Origin of the sequence: Proteiniclasticum sp. (genome assembly GCF_032054185.1) — a bacterium.
Classification (GTDB): domain Bacteria; phylum Bacillota; class Clostridia; order Clostridiales; family Clostridiaceae; genus Proteiniclasticum.
In genome coordinates this window covers 65,156-90,200 of record NZ_DAMBTF010000010.1, presented here as the reverse complement: position 1 = coordinate 90,200, position 25,045 = coordinate 65,156, and the positions used below count along the sequence as shown (strand labels likewise).

At 45.2% G+C, this 25,045-nt stretch carries 23 protein-coding genes; 1 reads left to right on the top strand and 22 read right to left on the bottom strand.

What is annotated here, in order from left to right; genetic code table 11:
- Positions 1 to 190 precede the first annotated feature (190 nt).
- From RTX25_RS07585 to RTX25_RS07520, 14 genes are all read right to left on the bottom strand, one after another.
- Complete coding sequence (locus RTX25_RS07585) at positions 191 to 1,243, bottom strand: MupG family TIM beta-alpha barrel fold protein (RefSeq protein ID WP_312652357.1); 1,053 nt, start codon at positions 1,241 to 1,243, stop codon at positions 191 to 193.
- Positions 1,227 to 2,648 (bottom strand): PTS transporter subunit EIIC, encoded by a 1,422-nt coding sequence (locus RTX25_RS07580; RefSeq protein WP_312652356.1) that lies wholly within the window; start codon positions 2,646 to 2,648, stop codon positions 1,227 to 1,229. The genes RTX25_RS07585 and RTX25_RS07580 overlap by 17 nt, the downstream gene beginning before the upstream one ends.
- 14 nt (positions 2,649 to 2,662) lie before the next feature.
- On the bottom strand, positions 2,663 to 3,568 hold the full coding sequence (gene murQ / locus RTX25_RS07575) for an N-acetylmuramic acid 6-phosphate etherase (RefSeq protein WP_312652355.1): 906 nt from the start codon (positions 3,566 to 3,568) through the stop codon (positions 2,663 to 2,665).
- Between the two features lies 1 nt (position 3,569).
- Positions 3,570 to 4,460, bottom strand: a complete 891-nt coding sequence (locus tag RTX25_RS07570; RefSeq protein WP_312652353.1) for a MurR/RpiR family transcriptional regulator — start codon at positions 4,458 to 4,460, stop codon at positions 3,570 to 3,572.
- 296 nt (positions 4,461 to 4,756) lie between these two features.
- On the bottom strand, positions 4,757 to 5,671 hold the full coding sequence (locus RTX25_RS07565) for a sugar phosphate isomerase/epimerase (protein ID WP_312652351.1): 915 nt from the start codon (positions 5,669 to 5,671) through the stop codon (positions 4,757 to 4,759).
- Between the two features lie 2 nt (positions 5,672 to 5,673).
- The gene (locus tag RTX25_RS07560) at positions 5,674 to 6,729 is read right to left on the bottom strand and encodes a Gfo/Idh/MocA family protein (RefSeq protein ID WP_397428530.1); all 1,056 of its coding nucleotides are present in this window, start codon (positions 6,727 to 6,729) and stop codon (positions 5,674 to 5,676) included.
- Positions 6,730 to 6,769: 40 nt separating this feature from the next.
- Positions 6,770 to 7,813: an ABC transporter permease gene (locus RTX25_RS07555; protein ID WP_312652349.1), complete on the bottom strand. Its 1,044-nt coding sequence runs from the start codon at positions 7,811 to 7,813 to the stop codon at positions 6,770 to 6,772.
- 19 nt (positions 7,814 to 7,832) lie between these two features.
- Complete coding sequence (locus RTX25_RS07550; RefSeq protein ID WP_312652347.1) at positions 7,833 to 9,308, bottom strand: sugar ABC transporter ATP-binding protein; 1,476 nt, start codon at positions 9,306 to 9,308, stop codon at positions 7,833 to 7,835.
- A gap of 96 nt (positions 9,309 to 9,404) precedes the next feature.
- The gene (locus RTX25_RS07545) at positions 9,405 to 10,430 is read right to left on the bottom strand and encodes an ABC transporter substrate-binding protein (protein WP_312652345.1); all 1,026 of its coding nucleotides are present in this window, start codon (positions 10,428 to 10,430) and stop codon (positions 9,405 to 9,407) included.
- 56 nt (positions 10,431 to 10,486) lie between these two features.
- A complete protein-coding gene (locus RTX25_RS07540; protein ID WP_312652343.1) occupies positions 10,487 to 11,488 on the bottom strand; it encodes a LacI family DNA-binding transcriptional regulator in 1,002 nt (333 codons plus the stop codon).
- Between the two features lie 289 nt (positions 11,489 to 11,777).
- Complete coding sequence (locus RTX25_RS07535; RefSeq protein ID WP_312652341.1) at positions 11,778 to 12,788, bottom strand: Gfo/Idh/MocA family oxidoreductase; 1,011 nt, start codon at positions 12,786 to 12,788, stop codon at positions 11,778 to 11,780.
- 15 nt (positions 12,789 to 12,803) lie between these two features.
- Positions 12,804 to 13,619, bottom strand: a complete 816-nt coding sequence (locus RTX25_RS07530; protein WP_312652339.1) for a sugar phosphate isomerase/epimerase family protein — start codon at positions 13,617 to 13,619, stop codon at positions 12,804 to 12,806.
- A gap of 214 nt (positions 13,620 to 13,833) precedes the next feature.
- Positions 13,834 to 15,411, bottom strand: coding sequence for a glycine betaine ABC transporter substrate-binding protein (locus tag RTX25_RS07525; RefSeq protein WP_312652337.1), 1,578 nt, complete (start codon positions 15,409 to 15,411; stop codon positions 13,834 to 13,836).
- Complete coding sequence (locus RTX25_RS07520) at positions 15,412 to 16,539, bottom strand: ABC transporter ATP-binding protein (protein WP_312652335.1); 1,128 nt, start codon at positions 16,537 to 16,539, stop codon at positions 15,412 to 15,414.
- A gap of 207 nt (positions 16,540 to 16,746) precedes the next feature.
- Between RTX25_RS07520 and RTX25_RS07515 the strand changes: the two genes are divergently transcribed.
- Positions 16,747 to 17,025: a hypothetical protein gene (locus tag RTX25_RS07515; RefSeq protein WP_312652333.1), complete on the top strand. Its 279-nt coding sequence runs from the start codon at positions 16,747 to 16,749 to the stop codon at positions 17,023 to 17,025.
- A gap of 120 nt (positions 17,026 to 17,145) precedes the next feature.
- Here the strand turns inward: RTX25_RS07515 and RTX25_RS07510 are convergent, their stop codons facing one another.
- From RTX25_RS07510 to RTX25_RS07475, 8 genes are all read right to left on the bottom strand, one after another.
- Positions 17,146 to 17,892, bottom strand: a complete 747-nt coding sequence (locus tag RTX25_RS07510) for a GNAT family N-acetyltransferase (protein WP_312652331.1) — start codon at positions 17,890 to 17,892, stop codon at positions 17,146 to 17,148.
- A 60-nt stretch (positions 17,893 to 17,952) separates the two neighbouring features.
- Positions 17,953 to 19,461 carry a citrate lyase subunit alpha gene (citF, locus tag RTX25_RS07505; protein WP_312652329.1) on the bottom strand — a complete coding sequence of 503 codons (1,509 nt, stop codon included), beginning with the start codon at positions 19,459 to 19,461 and terminating at the stop codon, positions 17,953 to 17,955.
- A complete protein-coding gene (locus RTX25_RS07500) occupies positions 19,458 to 20,324 on the bottom strand; it encodes a CoA ester lyase (protein ID WP_312652327.1) in 867 nt (288 codons plus the stop codon). The genes citF and RTX25_RS07500 overlap by 4 nt, the downstream gene beginning before the upstream one ends.
- Positions 20,317 to 20,580 (bottom strand): citrate lyase acyl carrier protein, encoded by a 264-nt coding sequence (gene citD / locus RTX25_RS07495; protein WP_312652425.1) that lies wholly within the window; start codon positions 20,578 to 20,580, stop codon positions 20,317 to 20,319. Before citD ends, RTX25_RS07500 begins: the two co-directional genes overlap by 8 nt.
- A gap of 62 nt (positions 20,581 to 20,642) precedes the next feature.
- Positions 20,643 to 21,194, bottom strand: coding sequence for a citrate lyase holo-[acyl-carrier protein] synthase (gene citX / locus RTX25_RS07490; protein WP_312652325.1), 552 nt, complete (start codon positions 21,192 to 21,194; stop codon positions 20,643 to 20,645).
- A gap of 14 nt (positions 21,195 to 21,208) precedes the next feature.
- Positions 21,209 to 22,387, bottom strand: coding sequence for a malic enzyme-like NAD(P)-binding protein (locus tag RTX25_RS07485; RefSeq protein WP_312652324.1), 1,179 nt, complete (start codon positions 22,385 to 22,387; stop codon positions 21,209 to 21,211).
- Positions 22,388 to 22,641: 254 nt separating this feature from the next.
- Positions 22,642 to 23,847: a phosphopentomutase gene (locus RTX25_RS07480; RefSeq protein ID WP_312652322.1), complete on the bottom strand. Its 1,206-nt coding sequence runs from the start codon at positions 23,845 to 23,847 to the stop codon at positions 22,642 to 22,644.
- A gap of 32 nt (positions 23,848 to 23,879) precedes the next feature.
- Positions 23,880 to 25,043 carry a YhfX family PLP-dependent enzyme gene (locus RTX25_RS07475; RefSeq protein ID WP_312652320.1) on the bottom strand — a complete coding sequence of 388 codons (1,164 nt, stop codon included), beginning with the start codon at positions 25,041 to 25,043 and terminating at the stop codon, positions 23,880 to 23,882.
- Positions 25,044 to 25,045 lie beyond the last annotated feature (2 nt).

The window sequence follows — 25,045 nt, the reverse complement described above, 5'->3', positions numbered from 1 at the left end:
TCCTCCTGTACAAAAAAATGGCAGATGATACACAATCGCTTTACGTTCTTTATGTTCACCTCGTTATATCATTATAATCATTTTTTACGCCAAATTCTAATGGGCAGGGTTCCACTTTAAAAGAAAAACAGCCAGTGCAGATATCATTTCAAATCCTGCTCTGGCTGTTCACTTTATCCTAAATAAGAGCCTATCTGATCATTCTGATCTTAGAACCGTTTGGAATGAGATCAAGGACATCAAGATACGAATCCTTCACTTTACCGATCACATTGACTCTCTCATCTCTTTTAAAGTCGCGACGCATGATCTGAACTTCACCGGTGTATCTCCTGTATTTCTCATTGTCCATGGTGATACTTCCTCTTGATCTTTCATGAGTACTCCTGGCTTTTATGATTTCGCCTTTTGTCGCATATTCTCTGGATTCCTGAATCCTTATGATTTCTTTCGGGGAATCGATCCGGACAGTAAAATCAGAGCCCAGAAGACCTTCATTTTCTTTTTCCAGGCTCGCTTTGATGGGATATACTTTTTCTTCCAGAAGGATTCTCAGCTCCTGTGCCTCCTCATCTGAAAGTACACCATCACCGATAAAAATTTCCCGGATATCATACCTGTTCTGCATCTCGATAAATGCCAGGTATGGCATAACGCCCCTATGTTTTTCAAGAGTAGGAAGTCCCTCATACATCGGACCGCGAAGGAGATTGTTCCCGGGGATAAATGCCATAACATCAATCCCGTATTTCCTCAGCATATCGTTTCTCTTTATGTACTGCTCATCATCAAGACCAGTCTCAGGTCTCGGATAAAAATTATGCATGGCATAGAACCTGTTGCCTGTCTCTTTCAGTTTTTCCGCGAAGTCTTCAGTAATGGTTGAAGCATTAAGGCATACCGGCACTTTCTCTGCTGTCTTAAGCATCTCTTCTTCACTGAATCCGTAGTCGATACGAAGTATATCAATCTTAAGTCTTTCGGCAAGGCTAATGAGATCATTTTCCTTAAATACCTCAAGGCTTCTTTTTGATACATCGGCAATAACCTGATATCCTGTTTCTTTAAGGAAATCCATCATCTTCTCAACTTTATTCACGTAGCTTTCATCCATCTCCTCGCTGATATGCAGAGATGTAAAAACAGCACTCCCCTCCATAAAGAGGGAGGAGAGCTGTTTTTTGTTTTCTATCCAAGTTGAGGGATATACTGAATATCCTAAAGTGCTATACTGCTTCAACATCCTTGTCTTTGATGACAAAGTAGGTGATGATGAATCCTGCTACGTAGGATATTACAAGACCGAAGAAGAAGTTCAGCATGCTTTCAGGCTTCATGATTGGAATCGCTACAAGTCCTGATGGACCCCAAGCATTAGCAAGGACCTTGGTCAGCATGACGAATGCTCCACCGAATCCTGCACCAAGACCTGCTGTGATGAACGGCTTGAACATCGGAAGTGTTACACCGTAGATGAGAGGCTCACCTACTCCGAGGAATCCTGCTGGAAGAGCACCTGTGATGATCTTCATCATTTTTCTGTTGTTTACTCTCTTAGCGATGATGTAGATTGCGATAGCCGCACCAACCTGTCCTGCACCTGCCATAGCAAGTACTGGGAACAGTGATACACCGCCCATGACTTCAAGCTGAATGGCATAGATCGGAATCAGTCCATGATGAAGTCCAAGCAGTACCATTGGAAGGAAGAGTGCTGCAAGTAAGTATCCGCTGATTACACTGACAACTGGGTTTGGTGAATTGATGATCACGCTTAAACCTCTAACCAGAACATCAGATACATAACCTGTTGCAGGCATGATGACAAATACAAATACGATTCCTGTGATAAGAAGACTTAAAAATGGAGTAAGAATCAGATCAAGAACATCTGGGACGCTCTTTCTGATGAACTTCTCGACTTTTGAAAGGATCCATACGCCTAAGATAACTCCGATGATACCACCCTTACCTGTTGTCAGGATTGAGTTCAGCGGTGTTTCAGCATCGTAAAGACCGAATGCTGTGGAGATGGCTACGATGTTTGCTCCGATGGAGACTGCACCGATCATTCCGCCTAGACCTTCTGTAGCACCGAACTGCTTTGCAGCGTTGATACCGGTATAGATGGCGAAGTATCCGAGGAATGCGCTTCCAAGGAGTCCGAACAGGAGCTGTACAATCATCCAGAATCCTTCTACAGGAAGAACTCCCTGTCCCTGAAGGGTGCTGATTAGACTTGCAAATCCGTTAAAGAGACCTGCTGCGATAATTGCTGGAATAAGTGGTATGAAAATGTCTGCGATGGTCTTGATCGCTGCCTTGAACGGGCTCTGCTTCTGCATGGATTTCATGCTTTCCTTGTTGTCTTTCCAGTCGCCTGCTGAGGCATCTCTTGGAAGACCCAGTTCGTCCGCACAGATGTCCATGACCTTCTTTACCTTACCTGGTCCAAGTACGATCTGGTATGTGCTGCCGTCTACTACAAGTCCGAGAACACCTTCTGTTGCCTTGATTTCATCGACCTTTACCTTTGAAGGGTCTTTTACGGTCAGACGTAGTCTTGTCATACAGTTTGTCGCTTTGATGACATTGTTTTTGCCGCCTACGAGTTCGACGAGCTTAACTGCTAATTCTTTGTTGTTCATGATTTACCTCCGATTTATTTATGATTCTGATCTAGTGTTTTACGGATATGCCCATTGGCTTTATCTAAAGCTTCTCTGGCTTCTTCTGTAGAGGTGTTTAAAAGGATGGATGCGATGGCAAGCTTGACGCTTCCCTTTGCTTCATCTATAGTCTGTCTTGCGGTTTCACGGCTGCAGTCTGTTGCGGCCATGACAATGTTCTCCGCACGGGTCTTGAGCTTTTCGTTTGACTGCATCACATCGACCATAAGATTCTCATAAGCTTTACCGATGCCCACCATGGTTCCTGTGGAAATCATGTTGAGGACCAGCTTCTGAGCTGTACCGGCTTTGAGCCTTGTAGACCCTGTCAATACTTCCGGTCCTGATACCGGTTCAATGGCAATCTCTGCTTCCTTCGACATTTCAGAGTCTCTGTTGCAGGCGATGATTGCGGTCTTCACTCCTATGCTTCTTGCATATCTCAGAGCATGGATGACATATGGTGTACGTCCGCTGGCTGCAATACCGATGACCACGTCATTTTCATTCAGTCCGATGTTCTTCAGATCTTCTGTCCCTAATGTTTCAGAGTCCTCAGCACCTTCAACGGCTTTTACAAATGCTTTATCTCCGCCTGCGATGAGTCCGACAACAACATCTGGGGACACCCCGAATGTCGGTGGACACTCCACTGCGTCAAGCACACCCAGTCTACCGCTGGTTCCGGCACCCATGTAGATGATTCTTCCGCCATGGGATAATGCTTCTGTGGTCCATTCGATCACTTTAGCCACTTCCGGCAGAACTTCATGTACAGCTTCGATGACCTTAGCGTCTTCACTGTTCATCACCTTGACGAACTCAAGTGGAGTCATCTGGTCGAGATTCATGGTGTTCGGATTACGTTTTTCTGTGGTCAGTTTTGTTAAGTCGATCAATTTATTCCCTCCCTTTATGGGTCTTCTCTTTTGATACTGCTTCAGCTTCAAGATAAGGCTTTTCGATATGGGTCCTCTGGAACTGTCTGAGGTTCTGCTCATATTCCCTGTTGATGTATGCGGTGTACAGGATATCGATGATATTAAGCTGAGCGATTCTTGACGACATAGCTCCTGAACGGAACATGAATTCTGTGGCTGCAACACTTAGATTATAATTAGCCATGAGTGCAATGGGGTTTTCTTCAAATCGCGTGATTGCGATGATGGGAGCGCCCTTTTCTTTCGCTGCAGCGACGCATCTTATGACCTCTTCAGTCATGCCGGAGTAGCTGATGGCAATTGCTACGTCGTCTTTTGTCATGTTTCTTGCCTGGAGGAGCTGAGCATGCCAGTCCTCGCTGATGATACATGGTTTGTTGATCCTCAGAAACTTGAGATACGCATCTTTGGCCACAAGCAGAGATGATCCCATCCCGAAAAGACAGATGGTTTTAGCCTCCATAATCATTTCAACACATTTACGAAGAACATCCATATCCAGGAGTTTTCTTGTATCTTCCAGTGAAACGATATTCTTATAGGTTACTTTGGCTACGATTTCTTCCAGGGAATCTTCTCTGGAAATTTCACTGCTCCGTTCATCATAACTGGATTTACGCAGTGCCAGCTCATAGACCAGAGATTTGTTCAGATCCCTGTATCCGTCAAAGCCAAGCTTTCTGCACAGCCTGATGATCGTTGATGCTGATGAATAGGTCACTTCAGCCAGTTCATGAATGCTGAGTGAAGAAACCTTATCCGGATGCTCAAGAAGATAGCCTACTATGCCCTTCTCTGCTCCGCTGGCTTTCCCGGTATATTCCTGGAGTCTGACCAAAACACTTTTCATGGTAACCTCCCTAACTAGTCAGGTTTTGCGCGCTTATAGGAAAAAACTGCTGCAGATGATTCAGTAATCCTTTCCAATTTATCCTCAGTATATCCCTATGGAATTTAATTGTAAACTTTAATCGAAAGTATGAAACTTTATTTCAATTGTTGATTCATTTTATATGAAAACGATGTGATTTATGATTGTTTCATGATGAAGCTCATGGATTTTCGCTGAATCGTCAAAAATAAAACAGATTATGCTGGAATTGCATAATCTGCTTCGTAACTTAAGAATCTCAAGGTTTTCCTTGTTTAGATAACGAACTGTTCAAGATAACGCTTCGAGATCTTCAGGCTGTCGAGGACTCTTTCCTCACTTCCCTCAAACGCCCGATCTTCGATTTCGATGCAGGAGTACCCTTCAAAACCGATTTCGTTCAGAGTGGAGACGAACGCCCCAAAATCCACGTCTCCGAACCCTGGAAGCTTCGGACTCATGAAATCAAGAGGAAATGCAAGAACACCTGTGTCATTCAGCTTATCCCGATGAATCTTCGTATCCTTGAAGTGGACATGAAAGATCCTGTCACTGAACTCATATAGCGGGTCAAGGTAGTCCATCATCTGCCAGACCATATGGCTGGGATCATAGTTGATCCCTAAATTCTCAGAGTCTGCAAGTCTGAAAATCTCTCTCCAGATTCTTGGTGTGGTGAATAGATTCTGACCGCCCGGCCACTGGTCAGGTCCAAAAAGCATAGGACAGTTTTCGATGGCGATTCTTACGCCATTTTCTTCCGCTTGGCGTATGATGGGCGGCCAGATTTCTTTGAACAGCTCCAGGTTTTCTTCCACGGTCTTTGTCTGGTCACGTCCGATAAAGGTGGTCACAAGGTTGATGCCAAGTTTTGCACTGGCGTCAATCACCTTTTTAAGGTGCATAACCGTCTTTTCACGGACTTCAGGATTCCCGTCCATGGGGTTCGGATAATAGGCAAGGGAGGATATTTCAACTTTTCTCTTCCTTGCATATTCCAGAATATGCTCCGCTTTCTCATCGTCAAGGGTTTCCACATCAATATGGGTGACACCGGCATAGCGTCTGTCCGCTTTACCCTTCGGCCAGCAGGCGACTTCAACACATCCGTAGCCAAGTTCGCCCGCGATATCCATCATTTCTTCAAAGCTCTTATCTGCGAGTATCGCACTGACAAAACCTAATTTCACGTTCATTCCCCCCTGTTCTTTTCAATCGTTACAGTTTTACCTTCCTCACCCGATTCTTCACAGGCAAAAACCGCTCTCATGGCTGAAAGAATCTGATTGCCTGACAGAATGGTTTCTTCCCCGGTGAGGATACCCTCGATAAAGGTGTCCATCACACCTGAAGTGGTCTGATTCTCATTGGTCTGTATACCTTTCACATCATAGGTCAGCACCTCTCCATTTTTCTTTACGATTTTCAGCGGATGGGACGGATCGTCATAGATATACATGATCCCTTCCGTTCCGTAAAGAATGGTGGAATTGTCTTCTGGACCATAGTATGTCCAGGATACCGTCATGGTACCAAGTGCTCCGCCGCTCAGCCTATATATGCAAACAGCATTGTCATCCACTGAAATAAGACTTCCGCCTGAACCTTTCTTGTCCAGTGTGCCAAGCATTGCACTGACTTCCACCACTTTCTGCCCGGTAAGGTATTCTATAAGATCGGTCTTATGGATACCAAGATCCGCCATTGCGCCCATACCTGCCGCATCTTCAAAAAAGAACCAGACATCCTTTCCAGGACTCGAGCTCCACTCCTCCGGTCCGCCATGTCCGAAAGTTGTCCTGAAGGTAAGAATGTTTCCGATGGCCCCTTCAGAAAGAAGCTTCTTCGCGCTCATGTGAGCCGCGCTCAGTCTCTGATTATGAGCAATGTTCAGTACCTTTCCTGTCTGATTTGCGGTCAAAACCATAAGCTCACTGTCTTCAAGGGTCATGGCCATGGGTTTTTCACAGAGAACATGTTTGCCTTTTTTCAGCGCGAGAATGGTGATCTCCGCATGCAGGATATTTGCGACACTGACAACAACCGCATCAATGGATTCATCCTCCAGCATTTCCATATAGTTTTCGTAGACTTTTCCGCCGTAGATCCGAGCCATTTCCTCTGCCTTCGATCTTGTCCGGTTGAAATATCCTGCGATTTCAACATCTTCTCTTTGGGCGGCCTCAGGAATATGCCTCACCTGTGCGATTTTCCCAGAGCCGATGAATCCTAATCTGATTTTATTCACTGATCTTCACCTCGTTTTTACGTAAAGGAGTAACATCTATTTATATGACTTCTTTCTTCTGCAGAAGCACAGCGCCTACAACAATGAAACCCTTAAAGGCTTCTCTCAGAAATGGAGGAACACCGAATAGATTCAGAAGATTGTTCATGACGGCAATGATGAGCATGCCGAATACTGTTCCGATGATGACTCCTTTTCCTCCGCTCATGCTTGTTCCACCAACTACTGCAGCTGCAATGGCGTCCATCTCGTTACCGCTTCCGGCATTGGCGAAATCCATGGATCCGATTCGGGAAACCTGAATGATCGCGGAAAGAGAGACTAGAAGACCCATGAGCGCGTAGACTTTCAGTTTGACGCGATTCACATTGACACCGGAGAGCTTCGCTGCACGTTCATTGGAACCCACAGCAATAGTCTGCCTTCCGAATGTTGTCCGCTTGGAGATAAAATAGAGGATGCCCGCAATGAGAAGCCAGTAGATGATCGGCATGATCATGTAGTTTCCGATCCTGAAGCTTGAAATCTGCAGAAAAGGCTTTGGCACCGTGGGATTATATCCCTGCATGAAATGCTGGGTGACACTTCTGTAGATCTTCATAGCACCAAGGGTTGCGATAAACGGCGGGATCTTTCCTCGGGTGATGAGCACGCCGATGATTCCACCAAGGAAGGTGCCGAAGAGGACGCTAAGAAGCACGGCAACGAGAAAAGCCAGTGGACCGGTAAGCCCGATAAGGCCGAGAATTCCTTTTGGTCCGCTGTCGATCAGCATCATAAGAACAGCACCAGTTGCCACAAGGGTCGATCCCACAGCAAGATCTATTCCTCCGGATATGATGACGAAGGTCATGCCCAGAGCGATGATACCGACACCGGCATTGTTTCTCAGGATATTGATCCAGTTATTGGTCCAGGAAATGAACCATGCTCCAAAGGAGTCATAATCAAATCCCAGAGTCAGGGTCTGAAGAATAATCATAACAAGAAGTGCAATGGCTGTGCTAAATAGAGGATCTCCTTTCCATCTTTTCAGAAACCATCCGAAAAAACCGCCTTTTCTGCTGTCTCTTTTCTTTTCCATTCTATGTCCACCTTCCTCTTCAGCTTAAGCTTCCGCCTGTGGCAAGCTTCATGATATTATGTTCGTTCATCTCTTCCCCTCTGACCTCTCCCTGAATGTTTCCATGATACATCACAAGAGCCCTGTCACAGACTCTTATGATTTCCTGGGCTTCACTGGAGAGAACGATGACTGCGATATCATCATCGATGAGATCCATGATGATGTCGTAGATGTCTTCTTTTGCCCCTACATCAACACCTTGAGTAGGGTTATCAAGCACGAGAATTCTCGGATTTGCAGTGAGCCATTTGGAGAGAACGACTTTCTGCTGATTCCCCCCTGACAGACTATTTATGGAGTCTGTTCTCCTGCCCATCTTTATTCTTAGTCTTCTGACCTGTTTTTCGAATTCACTGACCTGCGTTCTCCTGTCGATGATGCCTCTTTTTGCGAATTTCGGCCACGTCACTATGGAGGCATTCTCATAGATATTCATATCCTTCAGGATTCCGTTTTCTTTTCTGTTTCTTGGCAGGTATCCTATACCCATTTTCATGGCATCCACTGTACTTCTGATTTTTACCGGTTTACCTTCAAGGTATACCTGTCCGCTTTCGTATCTGTCGGCGCCGAATATGGAGAGAAACAGCTCGCTTCTGCCGTCTCCGAGAAGACCCGTGACCCCGAGAATTTCTCCTTTATATGCGGTGAAGCTCACATCTCTGAAGTCATTGTCCTTTGAGAGGTTCTCTACCCTCAGAACTTCCTCTCTCTTTTCGATATGCCTCTGAAGAGCTTCGGTTCTCACCGCATGCCCTACCATGAGCCTTGCAAGTTCATCAGTGGAGACATCCTCGATCTTTCCTTCTCCAACAAGTACACCGTCACGCAGGACCATATATCTGTCGCAGATTTTCATGACTTCATTGAGCTTATGAGAAATAAAGATGATGCCTACATTATGCTCTTTCAGGGTCTTCATCATATGGAACACCCTTTCGATCTCCGTTTCTGTGAGGGAGGTCGTCGGTTCATCCATGATGATGACGGATGCATTCATCATCATCGCTCTTGCAATTTCCACAATCTGCTTATATGAAGCATCAAGATCCCTGACCATGGCTTTGGGATTCAGCTTGATGTTCATTCTGATGAACACCTCCTGAGTCTCCTTAAGCATTCTCTCAAGATCTAAAGTTCCATGCTTTGTTTTCGGTTCCCGTCCGATGAACATATTCTCGTAGATGGGCAGATCATTTATGAGGTTCAGTTCCTGATGAATAAATGCGATGCCAGCCTCCATGGAATGTTTCGGGTCCTGAAATACCGATTCTTTTCCGTCAATCATGATTTTACCGCTGTCCATGGGTAGGACTCCGCCCAGAATATTCATGAGCGTTGATTTGCCAGCCCCATTTTCTCCGATGAGCGCAAGGACTTCTCCGCCCCTGATGTTCAGAAAAACATCCTTCAGTACCTCATTCTCTCCGAAGGACTTGTATATGTTCGTCATCTCGATTTGCACAAGAAATCACATCCGTTCTTTAAGTGAAGAGGTCATGGTAAACCACAACCTCTTCGATTTTATTTTTCTTTTTCAGCGACCAGTTTAGTAAGGTGAGTTTTCGTCCAGATATTCTTCATGGTTATCACGATCGACGATGGTCGTTGGAATGATCTTCACTTCTTCTACAGTTTCGCCATCAAGGATGGAGACTGCCATGTCGAGAGCGTCCATGACCATTGCCGGGCTGTATAGTGCCGACTGGATCCAGATGTCTTCATTTTCAGGCATCATCTTGAAGTATTCCTGCATTCCGCCTCCGCCTGTTACAACCTTGATATCCGTTCTTCCTGCTTCAGTGATTGCCTGAAGGACGCCGATTGATGTTTCATCATCCATGGAATAGACTGCGTCTATCTTAGGGTTGCTTGTAAGGATATCTGCGAAATCCTTCAGTCCGTCTTCACGGGTGAACTTTGTGGCATAGGTTTTGATTTCCATCTCAGGAGCGATATCAGCCATGGTATCCACAAAGCCTTTCTTTCTGAGTTCGGATACTGAACCTGAAGTAGGCACTTCAAGCATGACGACTGTACCTGTTTCTCCGATCTTGTCAACGATGTAATTTGCACCCTGTACGCCCATATCTTCATTATCACCGGCTACACGGTACACACCATCTGCATCGATTTCGATGTCGAAGTTAACCACTGTAACTCCGCTGTCTATCGCCTGCTGTATAGGCACTTCCATACCTTCCCACTGAGGGAATGCAACGATGGCTTCTGCGCCCCATGTAAGGAGGTCATCCAGCTGTGCAGTCATTTCTTCTGCATTTGTGCTGGTCTGGATCTGATATTCAATCTTGTCGGAAAGCTCTTTAGCTCTGACTTCCGCGTTGTAGGCAACAGCAGCTACCCATCCATGTGTGACAGCAGGTGCAAGGATACCGATTTTATACTTTTCACCCGCAGCAGGCTCCTGCGGCGTCTCTTCTGGAGCTTCTGCAGGTGTTTCTGCAGGTGTCTCAGAAGGCGTTTCTGATGGAGTATCATCATTTGTTCCACAGGCAGCAAGAAGCGGCGTCAGAAGAAGGGATAGTGACAGAACGATACCTAGAACTTTTTTCATGTTAATCCTCCTAAATATTTTTTATTGCCGATCCGGAATCATTCCGGATAAGGATATCATTTTAAAGGACCTGAGGATTCTCTGATCACAAACTGATAACTGAGAATCAGATGATTCTTTTCTTCTTTCTTCTGGATACGGTCATAAAGCAGTTTCATGGCTTTTTCGCCCAGCTTGTAGCATGGCTGCTTCACCGTTGTGATATACGGATGAAACATCGTGGTGTCATCCACATCGTCAAATCCTGTTACGGTGAGCTCCTCCGGAATCTTTATGCCAAGTTCAAGAGCCGCGCTTACAGTGCCCAGGGCAAGGGTGTCCGAAATGCAGAAGACAGCAGTCGGCCGGTCTTTTAAGCTCAGAAGCTTCATGGCGGCTTTCTTTCCGCTTTTAAAGGAATAGTCACCGTCGGCATAAGCGATATAGCTTTTGGGCACTGCGATTCCACTGTCGGCCATGGCCGCTTTATAGGCGTCCATACGCTGAACGGTGGATATGTAGCTGTTTCTGGAGCTTATGGTTGCAATTTTCCGATGCCCTAAAGACACCAGATATTCCAACACTTCCGCAGCAGCTTTGTAGTTGTCAATGGATACTCTGGGAAGATCAGTACTCTCATCATATTCTGCGCACTGGACCACAGGATATCTGTCCGCATATTCCAGAAGATGTGGACTGTCTACAGCGCTTGCCAGTAGTATTGCACCGTCGGCTCTTCTTATTTTCAGCATCTCCATGCCTTCCTTCTCCTTCTCAAGGCTTCCGCCTGTATTGAAGATCAGCGCACTGTAGCCTAAAGAACTAGCCTCGTCGCCGATGCCTGATAGAATATGGGCATAGTAGGGATTGGTGATGTTGGGTGTTATGATGAGAATTACCCGGCTTTCGCTGCGCCTGAAGTTTCTGGCCAGAATATTGGGTTCAAAGTTCAGTTTTTCGATGGCGGCGTAGACCCTCTCCCGGGTTTCCTTTTTCACGGTATCTTTGTCGTTGAGCACCCTTGATACAGTAGCCACTGACACATGAGCTTCACTTGCTACATCGGATATATTGACCATCTTCACCCTCCTTCCCATGTTTTATCCATAACTTCAGATGTTCTCTCAGCATAGTCAGAAATAAGATTTACAGAATAATTTTTACTGAGTATCAAGGGAAACCCTTATTTAAATCCAATATTCTGAAATGTAATGGATTACATTTTTAGTGTAGCCAAAAGGATTTCTTTTGTCAACATCCTTGGATCAACTTTGCAAGTTTTCAAAATTAAACCTTGCGGAATTGCAAAAGTCATATGGACAATCTGTATACAGATGTCATATGACTTTTCTTTCTGACCTGTCTGTTTCAGGTAACTTCCCTTGTCTGCCGAATCTCTTCTTCATCCTCTCCGAAGACAATCTCTTCAAGAAGTTCAATGACTGTCAGCACCTGCTCCTTTGTGACAATACTCGAGTCCTTTCCTTCTCTGATGCATTCCAGAAAGTGGCTCAGTTCGTTATAGAACATCCCAGTAGGCGGGAGATTGATTCCCGTGGAAACAAGGACCTTGTCAGTGATGTCTAATTTTTTCTCCCCTCTGTCTTTTTCATAGAGGATGAGTTCATCTCTTTCTCTTACAAGAAGTCCTTTCTCAAAGTATATTCTGAAGCTCTGAGTGAAGGGAAAATCCGCATCATACCATGCAGCTTCCGCTCCCACATGTAGATTGTCATAACTGTAGATGAATCTGTACTGCTCCCTGTACCCGATTCCCTTGTTTCCCGAAGAAGTATAGGAGTACTTCTTCGGCTTTCCGAACAGACTCACAATCATATCCAGATCGTGGATATGGAGATCAAAAGGGATGACGCCACTCTTCTCCTTTTCAAAAAGCCACCCACCCTCACTCCATCCGGGTTTACCTGCAATGCGAAGAAAGTAGCCGTCAAGAGGTCTGCCCAGATCACCGCTTCTGACATACGCCCTCAGGATTTCCATCTCCTTTGTAAACTGAAGAACATGAGCCACAAACAACTTAAGGTTCTTCTTCTCTGCCAGAGCATACATTTCCTCCGCATCCGTTTTATGCAGTGCCATGGGTTTTTCCACAATGACGTGTTTACCGAGGTTTAATGCTTCCATGACATTTTCCTTATGAAGAAAATTCGGCGTACAGATATCCACTACCTGAATATCTTCATTCTCTGCCATCTCCTTGATGCTTCTGTAATATGGAACCCCGAGCTCCCTTGCCTTCTCTTTCCCTCTTTCGCTTTTACTGACAAAAGCAGCCACTTCGACACCATCTATCTTCTCGTAGTTTTTATAGTGGACTTCTCCCATCCCGCCAAGACCCACAATACCGACTCTAACCATACTATGTTCCTCCTTCTACAGAATCTCCTGACCGTTTTCACTGAGATAATCAAAAGATGTACGAACCGCTTCATGAACCTCTTCAAGATCCTTCGGTCCCTTATCTGTAAATTCGATTTCTATGCTCAGAGGACAGTGATTGCCCTTTTCATCCAGTTTTCTGATCACCATAAGAAGATCCAGATTTCCTTTTCCTATGGCTGGGAAATTCCATTCGTTATATTCTCCCGCCTTGTCTTTCAGATGCATGTAGCCGATATAGTCGATACAGGACATAAGATCCTCTTCAAGGTCTACATTTCCGTAGAAGATGGCATTGGCTGTATCGTAATTGATCCTCACCCGCTCGGATCCCACCTTCTCGACGATTTCTCTGAGCTGCTTTCCTGTACCGTGTTTTCCATGATTTTCAAGGCATAGTATAAGATCATATTCCCTAAGATATGGAATAAGCTCCTTGACCTGCTCGGCTACCTCATCATCACTTACTTCTTTTTTGTCCTGAAGATGTGCCTCACCAATGGATGAGAGAATATAGCTTGCGCCGAAGAAACTGGCCAGTCTCATGTTCATGATGAAGTCTTCAATCCTATCCTTGTCCATGAGATTCGTATGACCGCTCAGGGCAAAGGGTGTAATCCTTCTTCTTCTCATTTCCTCTCGGATGTCCCAGAGCGATCTGAAGCTCATATCCGGAAACACATGCTCTGTCCATCCTTTCGTTGCAGTCAGCTCCACATGGGTAAAGCCAGCTTCTTCCATGCCGTTAAAAGCCTCTTCCAGACTAAAACCATGATACGTATTTGAATTGAGGGCTATGATTCTTTTCATTCCTTTTTCTCTCTCCTCTCTAAATCAGTACAATCTGTAATCAGTATATCAAAACCGAGTCAACTTTTCAAAATACTTTGACAATTCATTCTCTGATTGATTGTCACCAGATACAACAGAAAAAACTGAGATCTTAACTCAATAAAATCCCAGTTTCTGTAGATGAAGTTTTGTTTCATTCTTTTTTATGAGCTGTAATCTGATCAGGATGCGCCTAGTTTCTGATGAGCCCCTGCTCCACAAGAAAATCGTGGGCAACCTTTCTTGGCTGCTCCTGCAGCTCATCGACTCTGTAGTTCAGATCAATCATGATTTCATTAGTCAGAACTGTTCCCAGCTCATCCAGTACAGGAGCGATCTCAGGATACTCCTCGAGGAGACCGCTTCTTAAGATCGGTACGGCAAAGTATGGCGGGAAGAAGTTCTGATCATCCTCAAGCATAACGAGGTTGAACTTTTTCAGAAGTCCGTCTGTCGAGAATGCGTCCGTAACGTCTGTCTCACCATTTGTCAGGGCAAGGTACCTGTTGGCACCATTAATTCCGATTTCTTCACCGAAGCTGAATCCGTAATGCTTCTTCAGACCCACGACACCGTCTTCACGGTTAAGGAATTCAAGAACAGCACCGATTTTCAGATCATCCGCAACGGGTGCCAGATCACTGATCTTCTCAAGACCATATTTTTCTGCTGTTTCTTCCGTTACAGACAGCACATAGGTATTGTTGAAGCTGAACTGCTTCAGTGCATCGATATCATACTTTTCCTTAAGATCCGCCTTGCTGGTGTCATAGACCTCATCCATATCGGAGTTAGGAGAATATCCTAAAGTGTCTCCATAAATGGTTCCGGTATATTCAAGATACAGATCGATATCTGCGTTTTTCAGGGCATTGAAGGCAACCTGTGTTCCCCCGAGGTTTTCCTTACGGATGACACGAAGATCTGTACGGTCCTCGATCATATCAGCCATAAGATGAGTCACGATGAACTGCTCGGTGAAGTCTTTACCACCGATGGTAATGCTGTCTTTTGACTGACCTGCATTGCCGATGGCCGTTATACCGAACAGTAAAACGAGGACTGCTGCAGTGGCTGCAAGAAGCCCCTTCTGAACCGATCTTGATCTCTTCAGCTGTACCTTTGTTGTGTTTCCGGTCTGCTGAAGACTGATTGGCGTAACAAGCTTTTCCACTGTACTGAACAGCATATCCACAACCAGTGCCAGAAGAGCTGAAGGTATTGCTCCAGCAAGGATTTGAGCATTGTTCGTGGTGCTGATTCCTGAGAAGATGAGAAAACCTAGTCCGCCTGCTCCGATAAATGCTGCCATGGTCATCAGACCTACAGCAGTTACCGCAGAAATTCGCACACCAGCCATAATGACCGGAAGGGCCAGGGGAATCTGAACCTTAAGCAGTACCTGACTTTTTGTCAGTCCGATGGCTTTAGCCGCCTCTAAAGTACCCTTGTCAAGACTTGTGATTCCTGTATAGGTATTTTTGATGATGGGCAGCAGAGAATAGAGGATTACGATGACAACTGCCGGTACCGAACCGATTCCGAGAAGCGGAATGGCAAGTCCGAGAAGCGCCATGCTTGGAATCGCCTGTACGATGTTTGCTCCGCCTACGACGGACTTGCTTGCTTTTCTGAAGTAGCTGATGAGTATTCCGAGGGGCACTCCGATGAGGACGGCAAGTCCCACTGCAATGGCCGTCAGTTCGATGTGTTCAAGGGTAAGCCTTAAAACCTGTTCGCTGTTTCTTGTCATATACTGAAATACATTCATTTAAAGCACCTCCCCGTCTTCAAAGTACTGCTGGCTGAGTGTTGTAATCAGGCTGTTCTGGGTCACAAGACCAAGAAGCTTTTCATTTTCATCCAGTACAGGGATCTCCGATATGCTGTTCTCATCGGCTACTTTAAGTAGATCCACAATGGAATCCTCGGGTTTTGCCCACTGAAAATCGCGGATCATGATTTCTTTTACCGCAGTCGTCCTGTCTTTTACCTTGGCGATCTGCTTCGGCTTTACGATGCCCGCCATTTTTCCAGTTCTTTCTTCCAGTACGATGATGCTGTTGACCTTATTGTTTCTCATCCGATCAAGCGCTTTGGCGAGTGTTGTGTCTGGAGTACAGGAAACTGCACCTTCAATCATGATGTCCTCTGCACGGATATACTCCGGTGACTCCCATATTCTGTTCTTTCCCACGAATTCCGATACAAATTCATTCACCGGATTCTTGAGAATCATTTCGGGGGTATCATACTGTATGATTTCCCCTTTATCCATGATACAGATTTTGTCCGCGATCTTGATCGCTTCGGACATATCATGGGTAACAAAAACGATGGTCTTTTTCACTTTATTCTGAAGACTGACCAGTTCATCCTGAAGGGAGTTTCTTGTTATGGGGTCAAGTGCCGAGAAAGGCTCATCCATAAGAATGACATCAGGATCCAGGGCGAACGCTCTGGCTACCCCGACTCTCTGCTGCTGACCACCGCTTAGCTCATTCGGATAACGGTCAAGGAAATCTTCTTCAAGCCCCACCATTTCCATAAGATCCAGGGTCTTCTTCGTGATCTTTTCACCATCAAGCTTCTCTACTCTAGGAATGATCTCCGTGTTTTCTCTAATGGTCATATGAGGGAAAAGTCCTGTCTGCTGAATCACATAGCCGATATTTCTTCTCAGCTTTATGGGATCCTTCTTTGAAATATCCTCACCATCTATATAGATTTTTCCTGTAGTAGGCTTAATGAGTCTGTTGATCATTTTGAGTGTTGTGGTCTTACCACACCCTGAAAGTCCGATCAGAACAACCAGCTGGCCTTTTTCGATCTCGAATGAGATATCCTTCAGCACCTGCACGTCTTTGAACTTCTTTGAGACATTTGTAAATTTAATCAATTGCATTTCTCCTCGTCTAAATTTCAATCATAGTTTCTGATTATAAGCGACAACTCATATAATAACATAAAGTTGCTACTATGTCCAGAAGATTATGAAATGGTTACATTCAATAAAGAGGACTGGTCTATGAATGCATCATCTTCAGCTCAGGTGAATATAGTTATGGTAAAATAGAACCATCAGACATATGGAGGCATGAATAATATGGATAATAAATGTGATCAGATCAGTACGGGAAAGGTCAAGGAAAAGAAACTGGAAGTGATTGACGGATACACCATCAAGTACCATGCCAACGGCATAACCATGTGGTCAAAAGGAAAAATCATTGATGGCCAGCCTGAAGGGTACTGGGAATGGTACCGTCCAGACGGAACGATCAAAAGATCAGGATTTTTCGAAAAGGGTGAGCCTACAGGTGAATGGGTGACTTATGACAGTGAAGGAAAGAAGTACAAAACCACTGACAGAAGCAGAAAATAAACGTAGAAAAGCAGAAAGCATCAAAGCGTAAATTTGATGCTTTCTGCTTTTCAATTATGAAGTTCATTAAGAGTGTAAGGCGGATCGAAGGGTTTATCCAATACCCGGTGGAAGGTAGGTTCAGTGTTCCAGGATCAGCTTTATAAGGTGCCCCTCATCCAGAAGATGTACTGTCCTGAACTTTCCCTTGTAGAACACCGCCCAGTTGTTGAAAACACCGGGAACCGCTTTCGCCTTATCCAGTGAATCAATTTTAATCAGCTTTAATGGAATGCTGCTCTTCTGGGTGAAGTTTCTGATCTTTAGGATGCAGTTCATGATGTATGGACACTGAGGGCTGTAGTATAGGGTGAGTTCTTTCTCTTCGATTTCCTGCTTTCTTGCTCGCTCTGTGAAGGATGGCCTGCTTTCGTCAAAAGGCAAAGCAAGAAGTTCATAGTCATCTATACTGTCTACGACTTCAAAACCGTATTTCTCAAGAAATCTTCTATCCGATAGAAACGGCGATTTCTTTCTCGAACTGATTACACATACTCCTGATGAGCCTCTGGCTTTCGCATCCAGAATGCAGTATTCAAGAAGTTCCTTTCCGTATCCGTTATTCTTATGACTCCCTGATACCCATAAACAGTGGATATAGATATAGTTTTCACCTTCAATCGGAACCCAGGCCGTTTTCAAAGGAGCATACTCGATGAATACCTTACCTCTTACATCAAGCTTACGAAACACATGCCCTTCAGGCAGTCTTTCTGCAAGCCATGCCTTTTTCCCCAGAACCCCGCACTGGTGTTTCTTGTCCGAGATTGCGCAGCAAAGATGTTCTTCATTAAGGTTTTCCAGTGTCAGATTGATATAGCTGCTCATAACGATCCCTCCAGTGATTTTCGGCCTTCCTGTTCTGGTGTTCTGAAATAATCAGACAGGTTATTTCTTTACTTTATAGATGGCATCAAGTACTGTTCCGTCTCTATACTCGGATACCGCAACAATCTCATCAGATCTTTTCCGTTTCGCAGGAACTCCAGTAAGGTAGTCCGCGATCTCCTTCAGTTCTCTGATGTCCATGATCTTGAGATTCGTTTCTTCCTTAAGCTTCTTTATGAGATCCTGATGCCTTTCATGGATGGCGATTCCACGATCGGTGATGAGGATGTCTATGGTCTCTCCAGGAGTCGTCACAGTAGTCACTTCGTCCACGAGGCACGATATTCTTGAGTTCACAAGGGTCGACACGATGATGGCAAGCTTAGCACCTGCTGCAGTATCGGCGTGTCCGCCGGAGCCTCCGAGGATGACCCCGTCGCTTCCTGTAGTGACATTCACATTGAAATCAAGATCGATCTCCGATGCACCGAGGATAACGACATCCAGCTTGTTCACGATATTGTCCGGGTTGTCTATGTTCGCATAGGTGCTGGCATCGATTTTGATGTGGTTGTCGTTGACCTTTACCGATTCCACCGCATCCAGATTGAATGCCTGGACATCATAGAGCTTTTCAAAGTAACCTTCTTCCAGCATGCTGACAAGGTAATCCGTTGTTCCACCGCAGGCGAAGCTTCCTCTGATGTTCCCTACTTTCATGAGCTTCTTCACCTCAAGAGCAACCGCAAGAGATGTCCCTCCTGCTCCGGTCTGGAAACTGAACCCATCTTTTAGAAGTCCGCTGTGCCTGATGAGTGTAGCCGCATCTCTTGCAATTTTAAGGCCAACAGGATCTTTTGTGATTTTTGTTGTTCCGCTGACGATCCCTTTCGGATCTCCGATGGATGGCACTTTGACCACAAAGTCTATGAGATGTCCTGAAATCTCAGGTCTGTTTATGGTATCTGCTATATAGTCCGTGATGGCGACGACCTTGTCTGCAGCCTTGGCGTCAGCTGCTGCATAGCCCAGTACTCCGCAGGAGGATGGTCCTTCTGAACCTGAGAGGTTACCCTCTTTATCCACAGCCGGTGCTGCAATGAATGCCACATCGATATGGAGCTCTCCCTCAAGGATCGCTCTTGGTCTTCCCCCATGGGTCGACATAACACAGATTTCCTTCACTTCACCCTCACTTACAGCTTTAGCCACAGGTCCGGACAGATAAGAGGAATAGATCTTTGTGACTGTTTCATCTCTGAACATGGGTACAAGGGTCTCATGACAGGGAAAAAGAGACGTTGCCGCGATCTTAATGCCTCTCAGTCCTCTTTCATGGATCTTCTCCATGACCATATTAAGGACCTTATCCCCGTTTCTTAAGTGGTGATGAAAACTGAAGGTCATATTGTCCTTAAGGTTGAGTGCGTCAAGCACTTCATCAAGATCCTTGGAAAAATCCGCTCTTCTTTCTGTATCCTTAAGGTCTTCAAACCTGAAATTCCTGACGTTCCTGAATGCACCCTGATATGGGCGTTCAAGACCTTCTCTTCCTATCGCATTTCTCATTTCACTAGACCCCACTTTCTGGCAGATGCCATGGTACTTTCAGCTCGTTTTATGACGGGCATATCCACCATCTTGCCTTTGTAGCTGAATACACCAAGCCCTCTCTTCTCCGCTTCTTCCGCCTCGATGATGATGTTCATGGCTTCATCGATTTCGGATGGTGTCGGGGAGAACACTTCATGTAGGGTTTCAATCTGTCTCGGGTTTATGGCCAGTCTTCCGTTAAATCCTATGGATTTTGCAAAGGCTGTATCTTCCTTAAGACCCTCGAAATCATCGATATCGGTATAAGGCGTATCGATGGCATCGATTCTGTATGCTCTTGCAGCTGTCGCGATGGCAAATCTTGCATACTCGATTTCCTTTGATCCTTTTGTTCTTCTTATCCCCATATCGCTGGAAAAGTCTTCTGCACCGAGAATAATACCTTCTATTCTCTTCGAGCAGTCCAGTATGTTCTTCAGATCAAAAAGACCCATGGCTGTTTCTATGATCAGGATGAAGTGTATTTTCTCCTTAAGATTATGGAGGCGTTCCAGTCTTTCGACTTCTTCTTCAATGGCACGGACCGATTCCACGCCAGCTTTCGGTATGACGATGCCATGAGGCCGTGCAGGAACGATTTCAAAAAGGTCAGCCATGCAGTAGGGTGAATCATACGGGTTGATTCTTACGGTCACCTCAACATCCTGAAACCTTAAAAATCCCAATGCTTCCTTGACCAGTGTTCTTGCAGCATCCTTTTCTCCGAGAGACACAGCATCCTCCAGGTCAAAAACCAGAGTGTCTGCACCCAAAACATCAGAGGAGGTCAGCATACCCGGGTTGTTTCCGGGCATAAAAAGTAAACTTCTTCTATTCATCTGATCTTTTCACCGCCGTTTCTACCCTTGCACGAATGGTATAATCCAGTGCACCTTTATCTTCTATATAGAGGTTGCATGAAGCAACGCCCATATCCTCCAGTTTTCTCATTATCGTTTCTTCAATCTGAGTTCCGAAGGTTTCTTTTACTGTGCTCTCGATATGGAGCCTGATCCCTTCGCTCTCTCCTTCTGTTATGCGCACAAAACAGTCATTTGACTGGAGTGTGCCGCATACCGCCTGTTTTTTTATCACCAAAACTAATTCCTCCCCTAAGGCTTCTTATCCGTTGTCTCTGATTCTTGTTCTACCTTTTATTATTCAGCCTGATTACAGCTGATTGATCCTCTATGATTTTCGACCGTTCTGATGAAATGCTCTCTCACCTCGATAAGGCTATGTTTCATGGAACGCACACAGTGCACTGCAGGCTCGCTGCAGAGATAGCATAGACGTGGCGGAAGATTGAAATCGCCTCTGGAAAAGATTTTATCTGAACTTCTGACATCCATATCCACCAGTCTGCCCAGAGGATGCTTCTCTTCAATCTCCACTGCAGTTTTTTTCAGCTTCAGAGGATCCTCATTCATGAGAAGATAGACGATGTATCCTTCTCTCGTATGGGTAGACTCTTCATGTACTGGATGAAGATATCTTCTGACTTCTTCTTCCATGACCCTCACTGCAGTTTCTGCTGCTGTATGCCTCTTGTCCTCACCCGGAAAATTTGCACGAAGGGTCAGGAGCGATCCTCCATATTCCTTTAAGAGTTCCCGCTCAAATGCATCTCTTTCTTCCCTTAAATCAAGTATCTCCAATCGCTCATTCTCCTTTATCCCTGAAAACAGATTCTGTAAATGAATCTTCATGACGGGAACACCCGCTAAATTCTGCTCAGTCCCTGCTCGACCGCTTTATTCGCTACGGATTCTGCTACAATCTTTGCCACTCTTTCATCAAATGCGCCTGGGATGACATACTCATCGCTGAGCTCTTCGTCTGTGATGAGGGAAGCGATTCCTTCCGCCGCCGCAAGTTTCATCTCTTCCGTGATCTTGCTTGAGCGGACGTCCAGCGCTCCTCTGAAGAGTCCCGGAAATGCCAGCACATTGTTCACCTGATTCGGGAAATCTGATCTGCCTGTACCCACAACCCTTGCTCCAGCCTCCTTGGCTTCTTCATAGGAAATTTCAGGTTCAGGATTGGCCATGGCAAATACAATGGCATCTTTCTTCATCGAGGATACCATTTCCCTGGAAAGAATCTTCGGTGCACTGACCCCGATGAAGATATCCGCTCTCTTCATGGCTTCTGTAAGAGAAAGGTCTTCATCCGTGCTGTTTGTGATCTCGCAGACTTCCTTCTCCACGAAATTGTACTTCTCCATGTCACTTTTCCTGAGGACGCCGTTGATGTTGAAGGCGTAGATTTCACCGATGCCAAGATCTTTCATCATCTTGATCACTGAGCTTCCCGCAGCACCAGTGCCCGATACGACAAGTGTGACCTCTTCAGGTTTCTTCTTCACAAGCTTAAGCGCATTGATGATGCCCGATGTGACGACGATGGCTGTGCCATGCTGGTCATCATGGAATACAGGGATATTAAGCTCCTCAATAAGGGCTCTCTCGATTTCCACGCACCTTGGTGCACTGATGTCTTCCAGATTGATTCCGCCGAAAGTCGGTGCGATTCTCTTCACCGTTTCAATGATTTCTTTAGGATCTTTCGTATCAAGAACGATGGGAATGGCGTTTACTCCTGCAAAACGTTTGAAAAGCGCTGCTTTTCCTTCCATTACAGGAAGTGCGGCGTAAGGTCCGATGTCTCCAAGTCCGAGAACTGCTGTACCGTCTGATACCACAGCCACGATGTTTCCTTTCCAGGTATAGGTGTAAGCCATGTCCTTATTTTTTGCGATTTCCCTGCATGGCTCAGCAACCCCTGGTGTATAGGCTATAGAAAGATCTTCTCTGTCATTTAATGGTGCCTTGAGTTCAACTGAGATCTTTCCTTTCCATTCACTGTGCTTTTCAAGAGCCTTCTCATAATAATTCGTCATGATTCCTCCAATATCCGATTCAGTCTGTTTCATCTCATTTCTGTTTTATCTTAAATAGAACTTTCCATATAAAGAATACTCTTTTTTATCAGCTCATACAACCGGTTACACCCGTTTTAGCGTCTTTCATCAAGTTATGGTGAAATCCCGAATAACCCTGTAAAAAACAGTGCAGTTCTTTGTGATTTAGTTAATACCGGTTCGTGCGAGAATAAAAAACTGCAGATATTCACTTTTGAATACCTGCAGCAGAATCAGAGCTTATTTAAAAATGAAGTTCCGTTTTCAGGCTTTTCTTCTCCGAAATAGTCAAGCACTGTGGCACCGATATCCGATAAGGTCTGCCTGTGGCCGATCTCGGCATTTTTCAGATTCTCCTTATAGATCAGCATGGGCACCATTTCCCGGGTATGTCTTGAATGACCAACAGTAGGATCGTTTCCGTGGTCTGCCATGACGATGAGGATATCTTCACCATGAAGCTCTTCGATGATTTTACCGATGTAGCCATCGGCAATGCTCAGTTTCTCCGCATATCTTTCTGCATTCTCCGCGTGACCGCTGAGATCGGTCTCCTGAACGTTGGTGCAGATAAATCCTTCTTTCATCTCGTTCATCTGATGGAGTGTTTCCTTCAGAACCGTTTCGGTATCTACGCCAGGTATGCTCGTTCCGTAATCGTTAAATACAATATCCTGGACCTTTCCGATCAGAACAACCTTATGACCGGCTTTGCCTAAGATCGTCGGTGCCTGCACGTCTGGATTGATTCCGTACCCTAAATGGATACACTGATATCCGGATTCATAGACACCTGACTTAGGCGCATTGACACCGATGTAGTGATTGTCTTTGCTTTCGATTGAACCGATCAGATTCTCTTTTGTCACATTGTTTCCGCCGAATGTGATGACTCTTGAGACTTCCACTTCTTTACGGACGACCTTTGCAATTTCGGTCACCTCACGGAAGCTGATGTGATCCAGTGCCGAAGTGACATTATATGCCTGTCCGGGGTCGGTTTCGATATTGTCTCCTATGGTCACATAATCATTCACAAGAAGAATCTGATTGCCTTCTCTTGTCACTCTTTCCACTTTGTAATTCTTCTCTTTCAGTCTTTCTTCCACTACATCAAGGTAATCTCTGAAAGGGGCTTTCTTCGGCAGCTTCGGATCCGTGCCCATAATCTCCTGATGACCATAGAAAGTGTCTGCTCCGAAATGCATAAGATCGGACTTTCCGAAATTGGCGTCCTTACTGAATTTCATCCGCCCGATCTCTTCACCCAGTGCATTCATCAGTCCAAGTTTCTCAAGATTCGGAAGATACAGCCCATCGATTTTCTCCAGTATGTGTCTGCAGGTATTGGATCTGATATCCTCGGGTCTTTTCTCTCCTACGTCCTTCATCGCGCCTATACCAAAACCGTCAAGAACAATTACAATAAATCTTCTCATCTCATTCATCTCTCTTTCGTTTTCGTGTCCGCCTAAAGATCAGTTACAGGATTGCCCTGAGCATCGAAATAGCCCAGCACCTCATAGTCGTTGTTCTCAATGCCACTGACTACAGCCACATGGCTCCTTGTGACAAAGATCTGCGTTCTGAAGGCCATGACTGCCGTATCCGAAACCTCGGTATTTCCTTTAATGGTAAAGTAGTAGTCTATATTGTCTGCGGAAGGTTCACAGATTTCATGATATTTCATCTCTTCCAGAGACTTTCCGATATATGCGCCTTCAACGTGGGAACGTGGGTAGTAGCCTCCGCCATAGGAATAGCTCAGTTCACCCAGATTATGGGAGATTTCCGAAACATATACGATGGCAGGTTTTTCCTCAGCGTCATTTTCTTTGTGGAATGGGGTTGTTCCAGTAAGTCCATGACCTGGTTCACCATGGGTGCCTCCCGCATCTCTGATCAGATCCAGAGTCCGCATTGAAGTGGCCGAAGGAAGATTGATGTCTTTTATCACGAGACCTTTTTCTTCCAGAATTTCCTTGGCTTTCTTTACAGTACCTAAATTCGGTGTTTCGCAGATGTCCTTTGTCTCTACGTCAAACAGAAAACACGGAAAGGAAGTCAGGCCGCTGATTATGACACTTTTCAGCTTCCTTGTCTCTTCCACCACATGTTCAAGTTCATCAAGAAGAAACCCGCCGTATTGTCCGGGATAAAGAAAATCCTTTTCTCCGATCACGCGAAGTGTGATGTTCTGTATAAGGTTCAGCTCTCCTGCGACCTCATCGATCTCTCTGATTTTCTCCAGGGAGTAGGTCGTAATGGTATCGGGCTTTGAAGCGATGATTTTTCTGAGCTTTGATTTCGGAATCTGAACGATGTGTCCCACGTTTCCGATGTGAATGCCGTTTCTCATCATGACTTCCGCTTCTCTGTAATCCACAACAACTGCGCCTGCATACCCTAAAGACATGAGCATCTTTGCAATCAGGGGATTTCTTCCGATCTGCTTTGTCATGAAGTAGAGTCTTATGCCAAGCCGGTCTGCTTTTTCCTTCATTTTCTCCGCATTTTTTCTGATCATATCGTAATCCAGAATATAGGTATCCGGAGAAATCAGTCCGTTCTGATGGAGTGTAAATGCGCAACGGATCAGATTGTCATTCTCTTTAAGTGTCTTGTCTAAAAACATTG

What these genes read in the sequence shown, in the direction of transcription:
- RTX25_RS07535 (WP_312652341.1), bottom strand. Translation starts at nt 12,788, where the DNA reads ATGGTTAGAGTCGGTATTGTGGGTCTTGGCGGGATGGGAGAAGTCCAC.
- RTX25_RS07485 (WP_312652324.1), bottom strand. Translation starts at nt 22,387, where the DNA reads ATGACGAATTATTATGAGAAGGCTCTTGAAAAGCACAGTGAATGGAAA.
- RTX25_RS07555 (WP_312652349.1), bottom strand. Translation starts at nt 7,813, where the DNA reads ATGGAAAAGAAAAGAGACAGCAGAAAAGGCGGTTTTTTCGGATGGTTT.
- RTX25_RS07500 (WP_312652327.1), bottom strand. Translation starts at nt 20,324, where the DNA reads ATGAATAGAAGAAGTTTACTTTTTATGCCCGGAAACAACCCGGGTATG.
- citX (WP_312652325.1), bottom strand. Translation starts at nt 21,194, where the DNA reads ATGAAGATTCATTTACAGAATCTGTTTTCAGGGATAAAGGAGAATGAG.
- RTX25_RS07585 (WP_312652357.1), bottom strand. Translation starts at nt 1,243, where the DNA reads ATGTTGAAGCAGTATAGCACTTTAGGATATTCAGTATATCCCTCAACT.
- RTX25_RS07510 (WP_312652331.1), bottom strand. Translation starts at nt 17,892, where the DNA reads ATGAGCAGCTATATCAATCTGACACTGGAAAACCTTAATGAAGAACAT.
- RTX25_RS07570 (WP_312652353.1), bottom strand. Translation starts at nt 4,460, where the DNA reads ATGAAAAGTGTTTTGGTCAGACTCCAGGAATATACCGGGAAAGCCAGC.
- RTX25_RS07515 (WP_312652333.1), top strand. Translation starts at nt 16,747, where the DNA reads ATGGATAATAAATGTGATCAGATCAGTACGGGAAAGGTCAAGGAAAAG.
- citF (WP_312652329.1), bottom strand. Translation starts at nt 19,461, where the DNA reads ATGAGAAATGCGATAGGAAGAGAAGGTCTTGAACGCCCATATCAGGGT.
- RTX25_RS07480 (WP_312652322.1), bottom strand. Translation starts at nt 23,847, where the DNA reads ATGAGAAGATTTATTGTAATTGTTCTTGACGGTTTTGGTATAGGCGCG.
- RTX25_RS07475 (WP_312652320.1), bottom strand. Translation starts at nt 25,043, where the DNA reads ATGTTTTTAGACAAGACACTTAAAGAGAATGACAATCTGATCCGTTGC.
- RTX25_RS07525 (WP_312652337.1), bottom strand. Translation starts at nt 15,411, where the DNA reads ATGAATGTATTTCAGTATATGACAAGAAACAGCGAACAGGTTTTAAGG.
- RTX25_RS07545 (WP_312652345.1), bottom strand. Translation starts at nt 10,430, where the DNA reads ATGAAAAAAGTTCTAGGTATCGTTCTGTCACTATCCCTTCTTCTGACG.
- RTX25_RS07530 (WP_312652339.1), bottom strand. Translation starts at nt 13,619, where the DNA reads ATGAAAAGAATCATAGCCCTCAATTCAAATACGTATCATGGTTTTAGT.
- RTX25_RS07540 (WP_312652343.1), bottom strand. Translation starts at nt 11,488, where the DNA reads ATGGTCAATATATCCGATGTAGCAAGTGAAGCTCATGTGTCAGTGGCT.
- RTX25_RS07580 (WP_312652356.1), bottom strand. Translation starts at nt 2,648, where the DNA reads ATGAACAACAAAGAATTAGCAGTTAAGCTCGTCGAACTCGTAGGCGGC.
- RTX25_RS07550 (WP_312652347.1), bottom strand. Translation starts at nt 9,308, where the DNA reads ATGACGAACATATACAAGTCCTTCGGAGAGAATGAGGTACTGAAGGAT.